General features: G+C 60.7%; 14 protein-coding genes. 4 read left to right on the plus strand and 10 right to left on the minus strand.

The window, feature by feature from the left end; translation table 11 throughout:
* Positions 1 to 3 precede the first annotated feature (3 nt).
* The 3 genes from AC4CWF_RS16605 to def form a co-directional block, all read right to left on the minus strand.
* A complete protein-coding gene (locus tag AC4CWF_RS16605) occupies positions 4 to 423 on the minus strand; it encodes a type II toxin-antitoxin system VapC family toxin (protein ID WP_491282731.1) in 420 nt (139 codons plus the stop codon).
* A complete protein-coding gene (locus AC4CWF_RS16610; RefSeq protein ID WP_491282732.1) occupies positions 420 to 689 on the minus strand; it encodes a FitA-like ribbon-helix-helix domain-containing protein in 270 nt (89 codons plus the stop codon). Before AC4CWF_RS16610 ends, AC4CWF_RS16605 begins: the two co-directional genes overlap by 4 nt.
* 90 nt (positions 690 to 779) lie before the next feature.
* Positions 780 to 1,295 (minus strand): peptide deformylase, encoded by a 516-nt coding sequence (gene def, locus AC4CWF_RS16615; RefSeq protein WP_491282733.1) that lies wholly within the window; start codon positions 1,293 to 1,295, stop codon positions 780 to 782.
* Positions 1,296 to 1,418: 123 nt separating this feature from the next.
* On the opposite strand from def, the gene AC4CWF_RS16620 reads away from it, so the two are divergent.
* The 4 genes from AC4CWF_RS16620 (at position 1,419) to AC4CWF_RS16635 (ending at position 4,433) form a co-directional block, all read left to right on the plus strand.
* Positions 1,419 to 2,612, plus strand: a complete 1,194-nt coding sequence (locus AC4CWF_RS16620) for a DNA recombination protein RmuC (protein WP_491282734.1) — start codon at positions 1,419 to 1,421, stop codon at positions 2,610 to 2,612.
* Between the two features lie 61 nt (positions 2,613 to 2,673).
* The gene (locus AC4CWF_RS16625; protein ID WP_491282735.1) at positions 2,674 to 3,573 is read left to right on the plus strand and encodes a ribokinase; all 900 of its coding nucleotides are present in this window, start codon (positions 2,674 to 2,676) and stop codon (positions 3,571 to 3,573) included.
* 131 nt (positions 3,574 to 3,704) lie between these two features.
* Complete coding sequence (locus tag AC4CWF_RS16630; RefSeq protein ID WP_491282736.1) at positions 3,705 to 4,133, plus strand: Hsp20 family protein; 429 nt, start codon at positions 3,705 to 3,707, stop codon at positions 4,131 to 4,133.
* Positions 4,134 to 4,175: 42 nt separating this feature from the next.
* Positions 4,176 to 4,433: a BQ00720 family protein gene (locus AC4CWF_RS16635; protein ID WP_491282737.1), complete on the plus strand. Its 258-nt coding sequence runs from the start codon at positions 4,176 to 4,178 to the stop codon at positions 4,431 to 4,433.
* Between the two features lie 84 nt (positions 4,434 to 4,517).
* Here the strand turns inward: AC4CWF_RS16635 and trmB are convergent, their stop codons facing one another.
* From trmB to AC4CWF_RS16670, 7 genes are all read right to left on the minus strand, one after another.
* Positions 4,518 to 5,216: a tRNA (guanosine(46)-N7)-methyltransferase TrmB gene (gene trmB / locus AC4CWF_RS16640; RefSeq protein ID WP_491282738.1), complete on the minus strand. Its 699-nt coding sequence runs from the start codon at positions 5,214 to 5,216 to the stop codon at positions 4,518 to 4,520.
* A 13-nt stretch (positions 5,217 to 5,229) separates the two neighbouring features.
* A complete protein-coding gene (metK, locus tag AC4CWF_RS16645; protein ID WP_491282739.1) occupies positions 5,230 to 6,468 on the minus strand; it encodes a methionine adenosyltransferase in 1,239 nt (412 codons plus the stop codon).
* A 187-nt stretch (positions 6,469 to 6,655) separates the two neighbouring features.
* Positions 6,656 to 7,075 (minus strand): helix-turn-helix domain-containing protein, encoded by a 420-nt coding sequence (locus AC4CWF_RS16650; RefSeq protein ID WP_210103717.1) that lies wholly within the window; start codon positions 7,073 to 7,075, stop codon positions 6,656 to 6,658.
* A gap of 149 nt (positions 7,076 to 7,224) precedes the next feature.
* Positions 7,225 to 8,820, minus strand: coding sequence for an apolipoprotein N-acyltransferase (lnt, locus tag AC4CWF_RS16655; protein ID WP_491282740.1), 1,596 nt, complete (start codon positions 8,818 to 8,820; stop codon positions 7,225 to 7,227).
* 268 nt (positions 8,821 to 9,088) lie between these two features.
* Entirely contained in the window at positions 9,089 to 10,291 is a 1,203-nt protein-coding gene (locus tag AC4CWF_RS16660; protein WP_491282741.1) for a hemolysin family protein, read from the minus strand.
* A gap of 10 nt (positions 10,292 to 10,301) precedes the next feature.
* Positions 10,302 to 10,811: an rRNA maturation RNase YbeY gene (gene ybeY / locus AC4CWF_RS16665; protein WP_491282742.1), complete on the minus strand. Its 510-nt coding sequence runs from the start codon at positions 10,809 to 10,811 to the stop codon at positions 10,302 to 10,304.
* Between the two features lie 16 nt (positions 10,812 to 10,827).
* A complete protein-coding gene (locus AC4CWF_RS16670; protein WP_491282743.1) occupies positions 10,828 to 11,883 on the minus strand; it encodes a PhoH family protein in 1,056 nt (351 codons plus the stop codon).
* Between the last annotated feature and the right edge of the window lie 6 nt (positions 11,884 to 11,889).

Raw genomic sequence — 11,889 nt, forward strand, 5'->3', positions numbered from 1 at the left:
TCGTCAGGCGTCTTCAAACGGGTTCACGAGGCGAAGATCAAGCCCTTCGAAGTCTTTTGTGTTGCGCGTGGCAAGGGTTGCTCCATGCGTGAGGCAGATGGCGGCGATCATGGCGTCCTTCGTTTCGATCGGCCGACCGCTTCGATGGCGCCGGGCGCTGATATCGCCGTAGCAGTGTGCGGCGGCGGCTGAAAAAAGCAGCATTCTCGGCTCGAACTCCTCTTCCAGCAGCCGGTAGGTTTGCTCCAGCTGCAGCTTTCGGGCTCCATCCGGCAACAGGCCGAGGCCATAACGGGTTTCGGCAAGGGTAATGGTGGTGAGGAACACCTCCGACATCAGGAAACCGTCCAGCCAGCTGATCAGCATTTCGCTGTGCTTGCGGCCCTTCAACTCCGAAAAGACGTTTGTATCGAGAACGATCATTCGTCAAACCGCGGCGGTTCACGCGCCGGCGCATGACGCGAAGCGTCGAGCAACGCCAGTTCCTCCTGCGTCCAGTGGGCGTCATTTCCCACCAGCGTGCGGATGCGCTGCCCGGCAGACGAAGGAGATCCCTCCTCAAGCGTCCGCAACGAGCGGCGCAGGTGAAGCGCTGCCTCTTCGGAAAGGCTTCGTCCGCTGCGCCGGGCCTGCCTCTGCAGTTCCTGCTTCAACGTGTCGTCCAGATTGCGGATCAGCAGATCACCCATGCCGGCACCTCCATGATATCAGCGATATCATGGACGAACGTGCCACACTTTTCAAATCACGCTTTTTAAGGAGAACGCTTCAAGAGCCCGTCAAACGGCCTTGCCCTTGGCAGCCTTGGTGAACTTCTTGATCACCATCTCGCGCTTCAGCCGGGAAATATGGTCGATGAACAGCACGCCGTTCAGGTGGTCGATCTCGTGCTGCAGGCAGGTGGCGAGCAGACCGTCGGCTTCAAGCAGATGTTCCTTGCCGTCACGTCCGACATGGCTGACGATAACCGCGGCCGGGCGCTCCACTTCCGCATAATAATCGGGGATAGACAGGCAGCCTTCCTCGTAGACCGACACATCATCCGAGGATTTGACGATCTCCGGGTTGATGATGACGAGCGGAGTCTTCTCTTCGCCCTCGCGCGAAAGATCGATCACCAGAATGCGGCGGGCCACGCCGATCTGGATGCCGGCAAGGCCGATGCCTGGGGCTTCGTACATGGTCTCCAGCATGTCGTCGGCGAGCTTCAGCACCGCGGCGTCCACACGCTCGATGGGCTGCGAAACCTGACGCAGGAGAGGGTCGGGAAGGATGATGAGGGGCTTGATCGTCATGAAATCCCCATAACCCATCTTTTAGGCCGATGAAACAGGCCAAACCACCGGAATCCGCAGGGAAATGCAGGATGTTCATGTTTTGATCTTCCGGAAAGCGTGGTTCTCCGCTAGTCTCGCGCCATGCAGAACCAGAATTTCGCGCTTTTTGATCAGATCCTCCTCGCGCTTCAGGGAACGGGCGGCCTTGTCGTTGTCGCAGGTCTTGTCCTTTCGCTCCTGCTGGTGCTCGTTTTGCGCCGCACGTCCCGGCGCGGCGAAGAGCAGGCGGAGGAGCGGTTTGCCGATCTGATGCGCGCGCAAATGGAGATGCAGGGGCGCGTCTCCGCCATGGCCGAGGCGCTGGCGAGCCGGCAGGCGGAGTTGAACCGCGGCATCAATCAGCGGCTTGACGGCATGACGCACCGGCTGGGCTCGACGATTGCCGAACAGACGAAATCCACCCATGACAATCTGCGCAAGCTGCAGGAACGGCTGGCGGTGATCGATGCGGCGCAGAACAATATCCAGACGCTGGCCAAGGACGTGGTTGGCCTTCAGGCAATCTTGTCCAACAAGCAGACGCGCGGCGCCTTCGGCCAGGGCCGTATGGAGGCGATCGTTGCCGATGCCCTGCCGCCCGGCGCTTTCTCCTTCCAGCCGACGCTTTCCAATGGCATGCGCCCGGATTGCACCATTGCCATGCCGAACGGCGCAGCGCCGCTCGTCATCGATGCAAAATTTCCGCTGGAAGCCTGGCATGCCTTTCGCGATGCCGCCCTGCCGGAGGCACGCAAGCAGGCGGCTGCCCAGTTTCGTCGCGATCTCGAAACCCATATCCGCGATATCTCGGAAAAATATCTGATCGCCGGCGAAACGCAGGATACCGCGTTCCTCTTCGTGCCCTCCGAATCGATCTTTGCCGAGATCCACGAGCATTTCGAAGCCGTGGTGCAGAAGGCGCAGCGCGCCCGCCTCGTCATCGTCTCGCCATCGTTGCTGATGCTCTCCATCCAGGTCATCCAGGCGGTGCTGAAAGACCAGCGCATGCGCGAACAGGCGCATCTCATCCAGGGCGAAGTGGCGCTTCTGATGGAAGATCTTCTGCGGCTGGATGAGCGAACGCGAAAGCTGCAAGGACATTTTTTCGCCGCCCAGAAGGATGTCGAACAGATCCTCACCTCTTCCGACAAGCTGACGCGGCGCGGTGTGCGGATCAGTTCGCTCGATCTGGAACCGCCGCCCGGCGCGCTGCCATCCAAAGAAACACCAACAAAAGAGCGCGGCGTCGAAAGCCGCACCGGTCTGTTGAAGCTGAGGGTGGTTGACGAGGATTGATCTCGTCGGGCAGTGTCCGGCGCACATCTTTTGCGCAACACAAAACAGCAGGCCGCCTTTCATGATCACCGTCTTCGGCTCCGTCAACATGGACCTCATCGCCACCACGGCGCGTCTTCCCGCGCCAGGGGAAACGGTTGCCGGCACCAGCTTTGCAACCGCGGCGGGCGGCAAGGGCGCCAATCAGGCACTGGCCGCTGCGCGCGCTGGAAGTGCCGTGCGGATGGTGGCAGCTGTGGGTCAGGACGAGTTTGCAACTCCCGCTCTTGCCCTCCTGAAGGAGGCCGGCACCGACCTCTCCACCGTGCAACACGTGGCAGGCCCAACCGGCACGGCGCTCATTCTCGTCGGCGGCGATGGGGAAAACATGATTGCCGTTGTGCCCGGCGCCAATGGCACGCTCCAAGCTGAGGATGGCACGGCCGCCGTTGCCGGCATGGGCGAAAATGACATCCTGATGCTGCAGATGGAAATTCCGGCCGACGCGGTGGAAAAAGCCATGATGGACGCAAAAGAGCGCGCCATCCGCACCCTCTTCAACACCGCGCCACTGACGCCTGACGCCATCCGGCTGGCGCGCCTTGCCACCATCGTCGTTGCCAACGAAACCGAGTTCGAACTGCTGATCGGGAAAAGCGATCTCGATGACGAAAGCCGGCTCACAGAGATGCGCGCGCTGCATGGGAAGACGGCGCAGACGCTGGTGGTGACACTGGGCGGCGATGGCGTGGTAGCCCTGCATAAGGGCGAGGTGCTGCGGGCCAAGGGCCTCGTCATCGAGCCGGTCGATACGGTGGGCGCCGGCGATACATTCTGCGGTTATCTCGCCGCCAGCCTCGACCAGGGACTTGGTTTCGAGGCGGCTCTTCGGCGTGCCGCCGTTGCCGGTTCGCTCGCCTGCCTGAAACCCGGCGCGCAGCCGGCTATTCCCCTTTTCGGCGAGGTGGATGCCAAGGTCTGAAGAAGACATCGCCGCGCCGCCCACAAGGGCCGGCGCGGCTTGCGCTTGCCCTCGGCACTTCCCATATTGGGCTCTGAAAAACGCATGCCTTTGCGGGTGCGAAAAAGTCGCTTGATCTCAAGGACTGGACAATGAGCCGAATGACGCCGTTCACCAGCCCGCTTCTGCTGGGCTTCGATACCACGGAAAAGACCCTGGAACGCCTTGCCAAGGCGAATGACGGTTATCCTCCCTATAACATCGAGCGCATGGCGCCCGACGGGGCCGGAGAACCGGAGCGGCTGCGCATCACGCTGGCGGTCGCAGGCTTTTCGCAAGACGATCTGGATGTCAGCGTCGAGGAAAACCAGTTGCTGATTCGCGGGCGTCAAAGCGAAACGGGCGAGCGCGACTATCTCTATCGCGGCATTGCCGCGCGACAGTTCCAACGCATGTTCGTGCTCGCCGATGGCATGCAGGTTTCGGGCGCACGCCTCACCAATGGTCTGCTCAGTGTCGATCTCATTCGTCCCGAGCCGGAACGCATGGTGCGAAAAATTAACATTTCCGTCTCAAAGTAGCGTCGTGGCAGAAATGCCAGACATTTCGAGACGGAGGCTCAAATGCTCCTCAAACACGCAACCGCCCGCCTGACGGAATCCGAGCTTGCCCATCTTGGCTCCGGTGAAGTCGGCTATATCCGCAAGATCCGCTCCGAAGACGTTTCCCGTTGTTTTCCCGAGGCGCCGCAGATCGATCCGACGCTGGATCTCTGGGCCCTGTTTGGTGCCGATGGCACGCCGATCCTGCTCACCGACAACCGCTCCAGCACCTTCTTCAAGGCTGCCGAAGACGATTTGAAGACCGTCAGTCTGCACTGACGGTTCTTTTGCGCCGATTGCGGGCGCAAACGCAGGCGGCGCACTGACAAAGGGCGACCAGCGTGCGAAAAGACAAAAAATAGATCAGATACGGTGGAATGTCAGATAGGCGGATGATCGGCCTTCTCGGCGGGCCTTTGCCTCATAACGCGTGCTCGGCCAGTTGGCATAAGGCGTCAGCCAGTCCGCAGGTTCCTCGGCTGTCCATTCAAACCCGCCATGGGCGGCGCAATGGCCAAGCGTCCAGTTGACATAGGTGTCGATGTCGGAGGCAAAGCAGAACACGCCGCCGGGCTTCAGCACGCGGTGGAAGCGGGCGAGATTGACGGCGGATACGAAGCGCCGCTTCCAGTGTTTTTTCTTCGGCCATGGATCGGGATAAAGCAGGTCGATATGATCGATCGAGGCTTCCGGCAGCCAGTCCAGCAGCGCCGTTGCATCATCCTCATAGACCCGGATATTTTTCAGGCCCAGTTCTTCGACGCGCGCCAGAAGCTTTGCCATGGAATTGACGAAGGGCTCGACGCCGATAAACCCGATATCGGGGTTTTCCACGGCGCGATGGACGAGATGCTCCCCTCCGCCAAAACCGATTTCAAGACGGATGGATTTGACCGGCAGGGGAAACAGCGCGGAGATGAGATCCGGCGCGGGCTGCGCCAGATCCACTTTCAGTTCCGGCAGGAGCGAGGCCATCATGTCGGCCTGGCGTTCCCGCAATGGTTTTCCCTTGCGCCGCCCGAAAAAGGCCTCGGTGGCTCGCGAACGGCGCTCGGATTCCATCAGTCTGACGTCCTTAGTTCTTCAAGGCTTCCTTCAGCGGCTTGACGAGATCGAGCTTCTCCCAGGAGAAGGACCCGTCGCGACCGGCCTTGCGGCCGAAGTGACCGTAGGAAGAGGTCTTGGCATAGATTGGCTTGTTGAGATCGAGATGACGGCGGATGCCGGAGGGTGACAGGTCCATCACCTTGCGGATTGCCGCCTCGACCTGATCTTCGGTTACCTTGCCGGTGCCATGCAGGTCAACATAGATCGACAGCGGCTGTGCAATGCCGATGGCATAGGAGATCTGGATCGTGCATTTTTCGGCCAAACCGGCGGCTACGACGTTCTTGGCGAGATAACGCGCCGCATAGGCGGCCGAACGGTCGACCTTGGTCGTGTCCTTGCCGGAAAACGCACCGCCGCCATGGGGGGCTGCCCCACCATAGGTATCCACGATGATCTTGCGGCCGGTGAGGCCCGCATCGCCATCCGGGCCGCCAATGACGAACTTGCCGGTCGGGTTGATGTACCAGGCGCAATCCTCGGCAATCTTCAGGTCGCCCAGCGCTTCGCGGATGTAAGGCTCCACAACCTCACGAACCTTCTTGCTGTCCCAGCTTTCATCGAGATGCTGGGTGGACAGAACGATGGAGGCGGCCTCGTAGGGCTTGCCATCGACATAACGCACCGTCACCTGGCTCTTGGCGTCGGGGCCAAGCTTGCCGACATCGCCCTCGCCCGTCTTGCGGGCAGTGGACAAGAGCTGGAGAATGCGGTGCGAATAATAGATCGGCGCCGGCATCAGGTCCGGCGTCTCGTTGCAGGCGTAACCGAACATGATGCCCTGGTCGCCGGCGCCTTCATTGCCCTGCTGGTCGGCGGCGTTATCGACGCCCTGCGCGATATGGGCAGACTGCGAGTGCAGGAGCACATCGATCTTGGCGGTCTTCCAGTGGAAGCCGTCCTGCTCATAGCCGATATCCTTGATGGCGCGGCGTGCCGCCGTCTTGAACTTGGCGGGGTTGATCACCTCGTTGCCGTTCTTGTCGGTCTTCATGAGGCTCGGCGGCAGACGAACTTCGCCGGCAATCACCACGCGATTGGTGGTGGCAAGCGTTTCGCAGGCGATGCGAACCGTCCAGGGATCGACACCGGTCTTGGCGGCTTCGCGATAGACCAGATCGACGATTTCATCGGAAATGCGATCGCATACCTTGTCGGGATGACCTTCGGCAACGGATTCGCTGGTGAACAGATAATTGGCGCGCATGCTGGGATTCCCCTCAAGAACAAACCGCTGAATGTCGTAGTCAGTTCGCCATTCAAAAACAAGGACAGAACCACATAAATATATCTTTATACGACAACGAAAGGTTTATGCCGGCGGCCTTCCTCGTGATTTTCATAAAAAAAGCGGCCAATGCGGCCGCTTTTCGGGGGATATGCGGTTTCAACCGTTATTCGACGTCCGCCTCGGCGGCGAGCGCCTTGACCAGATCAACCAGCTTGCGGCGTACCTTGGGGTCGGAAATCTTCACGAAAGCGCGGTTGAGCTGCAGCCCTTCGGAGGAGGACAGGAAGTCAACGACGTAATTGGAGCTGGATGCCTCGGCCATGCCGGATGGGCCGGTCGCATGGTCGCCGGGAGCATCTTCGAAGAAAAACGATACCGGAACATTCAGAATGCTGGAAATGTTCTGCAGCCGGCTGGCGCCGACGCGGTTGGTGCCCTTCTCGTACTTCTGGATCTGCTGGAACGTGATGCCGAGGCTTTCGCCGAGCTTTTCCTGGCTCATGCCCAACATGGTGCGGCGAAGCCGGATGCGGCTCCCGACGTGGATGTCGATCGGGTTCGGCTTCTTTTTGTTTTCAATCATCGTGAATGTCCTAGGTTGCTCTTCAGTCCCCATAACTCGCATTACGTGCAAACATATGCTTTCGCTCATACAATCGCTGCCCAGGCGATACACGGAAACATACGATTCAACGAAAGGCCGCAGCACTATGCAATTTTAGGGGTTTCTGGTCAATTGAGGCCATTTTTTAAACCCATGCGCGAAACTACCGCAATCAGCGCCATAACTGCGATCAACAACCAGAAGTGCGTTTCTCGCGTATAGTTGTTCCAGGTCGGGACGATAACGCTACTCAAAGTGGAGTCGATCACACCCTTTTGATCGAAGTCAAGTGCATTTTCGACGACGCCTTTCGCATTTATGATTGCGGAAATGCCGGTATTTGCTCCGCGAATCAGTGGCAGTCCTGATTCGACCGCCCGTAACCTCGCCTGCAGGAAGTGCTGGTAGGGGCCCGGCGTATTGCCGAACCAGGCATCGTTGGTGATGTTCAAAAGGGCGGATGCACGGCTGACGTCTGCGCCGATTTCTGCGGGGAAGATCGCCTCATAGCAGATCAGCGGATAAAAGGACCGGCCACTCGGCAGCGTGATCAACGACCGGCTGGCACCGGCGGTAAAGCCCCCCGGCATTTCCACAATATTGCCCACGCCGAGCAGGTCCCAAAAGCTCTGGAACGGCAGGTACTCGCCGAATGGCGTCAGGTGCACCTTGTCTGAGGCAGCGATGATCTGCCCCTGGCTGTCGATGGCGTAGATGGAATTGTAATAGCGCGTCGTATCGCCAGGCGAGGCTTCTTCAGCCCGCACCACCCCTGTTATCAGCACCTGCCCATCTTGCAGCGTCTCGGCAATGCGGGTGAGCGCACCGGGGTTCTCTGTCAGGATGAACGGCACGGAGGTTTCCGGCCAGACGATGATATCCGGCCGCCTTGCGCCATCTTTCGGCGGCAGTGCCGAGAGTGCCAGGTGCTCCTCGAACACCGCCCGACGGTCGGCATTGTCCATCTTGCGCGCCTGATCGATCACCGGCTGGACGATGCGCACCGAAACGGGCGGCTCGCCCGATGGTGTCGCGGCAACGAAGTTCATGCGGTAGGCGCCGTAGCCGAAATGGGCGGCGATCAGCACCGCGGCAATGCCAAGCCCGCCTGCCGCCCCCTTGCGCGTGCCAAACAGGGCGGGCGCCCCCACCACGAAGACAGCGAGCAGCGTCACGCCAAAGATCCCGATCGCCTGTGCCGACTGCATCATGATCGGCACCGGCATGACACCGTAACCGATCGCGTTCCACGGAAAGCCGGTGAACAGGAAGCTGCGCAACCATTCGGCCAGCGCAAAGCCGACCGCAAGCGCTGCCAACCGCCCGAACCCGTCCGACCAGAGAAGGCTGGCGATCAGCGTTGCAAGCCCGTAAAATACGGCGAGCACGGCCGGCAGACCGAAAATGGCGAGCGGCAGCGCCCAGGCAAATTCATCCGCATCGACCAGCAGCGCGTTGCCGAGCCACCAGAGGCCAGCGACGAAATAGCCAAATCCGAACAGCCAGCCGAGGGAAAACGCGGCGCGAAACCGGCCGAGACGCCCGGCCTCCGGAGCAGTTGCCGTGCCATCCATCAGCCAGACAAGCAGCGTGAAGGATACAAACAGCGAGGCGACAAACGAAACGGGGGGCATGGAAAGGGCTGCAATCGCGCCGGCGGCCACGGCAAGCCCCGCGCGACGCCAACCCCACAGAAGCATGACCTTGCCGGCGAGACGCTCCATGGACATCCTTTCCGATCTCTCGGGCAGCAAGGGAAACCGCATGCCGGCGCCCGAAGCTACATTTCATCCCGCGTAAAATGCGTTTTACTCATGAACACGCCTACAGCATCGGCCCGCAAACCGGAATCGATTTCCGGAAGACGCAAGCGTCAATAGTCAATGCGAACCTTCCGCATGGGATTGGTGCCAAAACCGCACGGCCGATCCGCAAAATTCCGGCCGCCGGCGCAGGCCGTTTGGCGTGATGCACCCCAGTCGCTGCCGGAAATCAGATCTCACGCCGTCCGTCTTCATCCTGCTGCGGGTCCGGCGCCTGCGATGTCTGGGCCATCTCCATCGGCACTTCGGTGGATGCGGGCGCAGCCTCATGTGCGGGACCGTCGCCCTTCAACTGGCGCCGGCGCGTGACCACATGGCGCTTGCGCATGATGCGCACCCGCTTGATGCGGCGCGGATCGGCGTCTAGAATCTGGAACTCGAAGCCCGGCACGGCCTGCACCAGTTCGCCGCGCACGGGAATGCGCCCGAGCGCCGAAAAGATCAGGCCGCCCAGCGTATCCACGTCTTCCAACTGGTCGCGCACGTCGAAATCCGGGCCGATGGCTTCGGCAATGTCTTCCAGTTCGACGCGGGCATCGGCAATGAACACGTCCTCGCTGGTGCGCGAGAACATGGCCTCGTCATCGTCATGTTCGTCCTCGACATCGCCGATGACCATTTCCACGATGTCCTCGTGGCTGACGAGACCGTCCGTACCGCCATATTCATCGATGACGAGCGCCATCTGCGTGCGCGCCGCCTGCATGCTCTGCAACAGGTCGGAGGCGAGCATCGAGGGCGGAACGAAGAGGATCTGGCGGATGAGGCCGGCTTCAGACACCGTCTTCATCAGGTCGACGCGACCGAGATCGAAGGCGGGGCGCGGCGTGCGCACGGTCTTTTCCTTCAGCACGGCACCGGAGGCTGCATCCATCTGCACCGCCTTTTGCGGTGCGCTGCGGCGCTTGTTGCGCGCCTGCTTGGCCAGATAGGACAGAAGGTCGCGAATGTGGACAAAGCCGCGCGGATCATCCAGCGTGTCGCAATAGATGGGCATGCGCGAGCGGCCGGTTTCCTCGAAATGGATCATCAGGTCACCGAGCGTCATGGTCATGTCGACGGCTTCGATATCGGCACGGGGTACCATGATATCCTCGACGCGCACCTCGCGGAAACGCAGGATATTGTGCAGCATCGCCCGCTCTTCCGGCGAAAAGGCGCTGCTGACGGAGGTGTCGGTCATCAGGGCGTCGGCGAGATCCTCGCGAAGGCGCTCCCCTTGCGAAGGCCGGAGCAGTCGGATCGCCCGCGCCCAGAAAGTGCTGTGCGAGCGGCCGTGGTGTTCGCGTCGTAACGGACTGCCACCCTCTTCGGAGGAGGACTGCTCGGATTCGGTGCCGCCGCGCGCGGCCTGAGTCGAAATCTCGTTCATGGTTCCAGTGTTATACCAGCGGATCCTGTCCCGCATAGGGATCAGATAGGCCAAGGGTGGCCAAAATACGAGTCTCCAGCGCTTCCATTTTTTCCGCCTCGTCCACGTCCATGTGGTCGTAGCCGAAAAGATGCAGGAAACCGTGGACCATCAGATGCGTCAGATGATCGTCGAAAGACTTTTCCAGATCAACCGCCTCGCGCTCCAAAGTCTCGCGCGCGATGACGATATCGCCGAGCATCGGCCCCGGCATCTTGCCCGGCGTCACCGGGAAGGCAGGGAAGGACAAGACATTGGTGGGCTTGTCCTGGTCACGCCACTCGGCATTGATCTCGCGGATCGCCGCATCATCGGTAAAAACCAGCGACAGTTCTGCCGGATGCGGCTGGAACGGCTGCTTTTCATGAACCGCCAGATAATCGGCGGCCGCATGGATCACCCGTTCGGCCATGGTGGCCAGCGCGTCCTCGTCGGGCCAGCGTTCGTCTTCGACGCTGATCTGTATGTCTAGCTCTGGCATGGGATTAAAGGCCGCCTTAGCGGCTCTCGTGCTCGCTTTCCTCATGAACCGCATATTGCGCGTCATAGGCCTGAACGATGCGGCCAACCAGCGGATGGCGCACGATGTCGGTATCCTTGAAGCGCACGACGGAAATGCCCTCGACGGCGCTCAGCAGCTGAAGCGCTTCCACCAGACCGGATTTTACCCCGCGCGGCAGATCCACCTGGCTCGGGTCACCGGTCACAATCATGCGGGCATTTTCGCCCAGACGCGTCAGAAACATCTTCATCTGCATGGATGTGGTGTTCTGCGCCTCGTCGAGGATGACGGCGGCATTGGCAAGCGTGCGCCCGCGCATGAAGGCGAGCGGTGCGATTTCGATGACGCCGGCGGTGATCGCCCGCTCCACCTTGTCGCCGGGGATCATGTCATAGAGCGCGTCATAAAGCGGGCGCAGATACGGATCGACTTTTTCCTTCATGTCGCCGGGCAAAAAGCCGAGGCGTTCGCCAGCTTCAACGGCCGGGCGCGACAGGATGATCTTGTCGACGGCACCGCGTTCCAACAGCTGGGCGGCATGGGCAACGGCCAGATACGTCTTGCCAGTACCGGCAGGGCCGACGCCAAACACCAGTTCGGAGCGTTCCAGCGCTCGCATATAGGCATCCTGCGTCGGGGTGCGGGCCGCCACCGTCTTCTTGCGGGTGGAGATCTGCGCCATCGACAGCTTGGCCTTGCGCTCGAGCGTCGGCAGGATCAACTGGTCGTCTGCGGCAACTGCCATGCGGATTGCACCTTCCACGTCCGAGGTTTCGACAGAGGCGCCCTTCTGCAGGCGTTCATAAAGGAAATCGAGCGCGCGCCGCGCCTGATTGGTGGCGGAAAGCTCGCCGGAAATGCTGACCGAATTGCCGCGCGCCCGCGCGTCGATGTTCAGACGCGCCTCGAGGAGCTTCAGGTTCTGGTCAAATTGTCCGAAAAGTTCGCTGGCCAGCCTGTTGTTCTCGAACGTCAAGACGAAGTGATTGGCATCGATCGCGGCGGTGCGGGTGTTGCGCGAGGGTGAAGAAACCAATTCCTGTCTGTTCAAGTAGCA

It is taken from the genome of Neorhizobium sp. PAMB6630 (assembly GCF_058242775.1).

Excerpts from the sequence above, each read along its gene's own strand:
- AC4CWF_RS16605 (WP_491282731.1), bottom strand. The coding sequence starts at position 423 with ATGATCGTTCTCGATACAAACGTCTTTTCGGAGTTGAAGGGCCGCAAG.
- AC4CWF_RS16610 (WP_491282732.1), bottom strand. The coding sequence starts at position 689 with ATGGGTGATCTGCTGATCCGCAATCTGGACGACACGTTGAAGCAGGAA.
- def (WP_491282733.1), bottom strand. The coding sequence starts at position 1,295 with ATGACGATCAAGCCCCTCATCATCCTTCCCGACCCTCTCCTGCGTCAG.
- AC4CWF_RS16620 (WP_491282734.1), top strand. The coding sequence starts at position 1,419 with ATGCAGAACCAGAATTTCGCGCTTTTTGATCAGATCCTCCTCGCGCTT.
- AC4CWF_RS16625 (WP_491282735.1), top strand. The coding sequence starts at position 2,674 with ATGATCACCGTCTTCGGCTCCGTCAACATGGACCTCATCGCCACCACG.
- AC4CWF_RS16630 (WP_491282736.1), top strand. The coding sequence starts at position 3,705 with ATGAGCCGAATGACGCCGTTCACCAGCCCGCTTCTGCTGGGCTTCGAT.
- AC4CWF_RS16635 (WP_491282737.1), top strand. The coding sequence starts at position 4,176 with ATGCTCCTCAAACACGCAACCGCCCGCCTGACGGAATCCGAGCTTGCC.
- trmB (WP_491282738.1), bottom strand. The coding sequence starts at position 5,216 with ATGGAATCCGAGCGCCGTTCGCGAGCCACCGAGGCCTTTTTCGGGCGG.
- metK (WP_491282739.1), bottom strand. The coding sequence starts at position 6,468 with ATGCGCGCCAATTATCTGTTCACCAGCGAATCCGTTGCCGAAGGTCAT.
- AC4CWF_RS16650 (WP_210103717.1), bottom strand. The coding sequence starts at position 7,075 with ATGATTGAAAACAAAAAGAAGCCGAACCCGATCGACATCCACGTCGGG.
- lnt (WP_491282740.1), bottom strand. The coding sequence starts at position 8,820 with ATGGAGCGTCTCGCCGGCAAGGTCATGCTTCTGTGGGGTTGGCGTCGC.
- AC4CWF_RS16660 (WP_491282741.1), bottom strand. The coding sequence starts at position 10,291 with ATGAACGAGATTTCGACTCAGGCCGCGCGCGGCGGCACCGAATCCGAG.
- ybeY (WP_491282742.1), bottom strand. The coding sequence starts at position 10,811 with ATGCCAGAGCTAGACATACAGATCAGCGTCGAAGACGAACGCTGGCCC.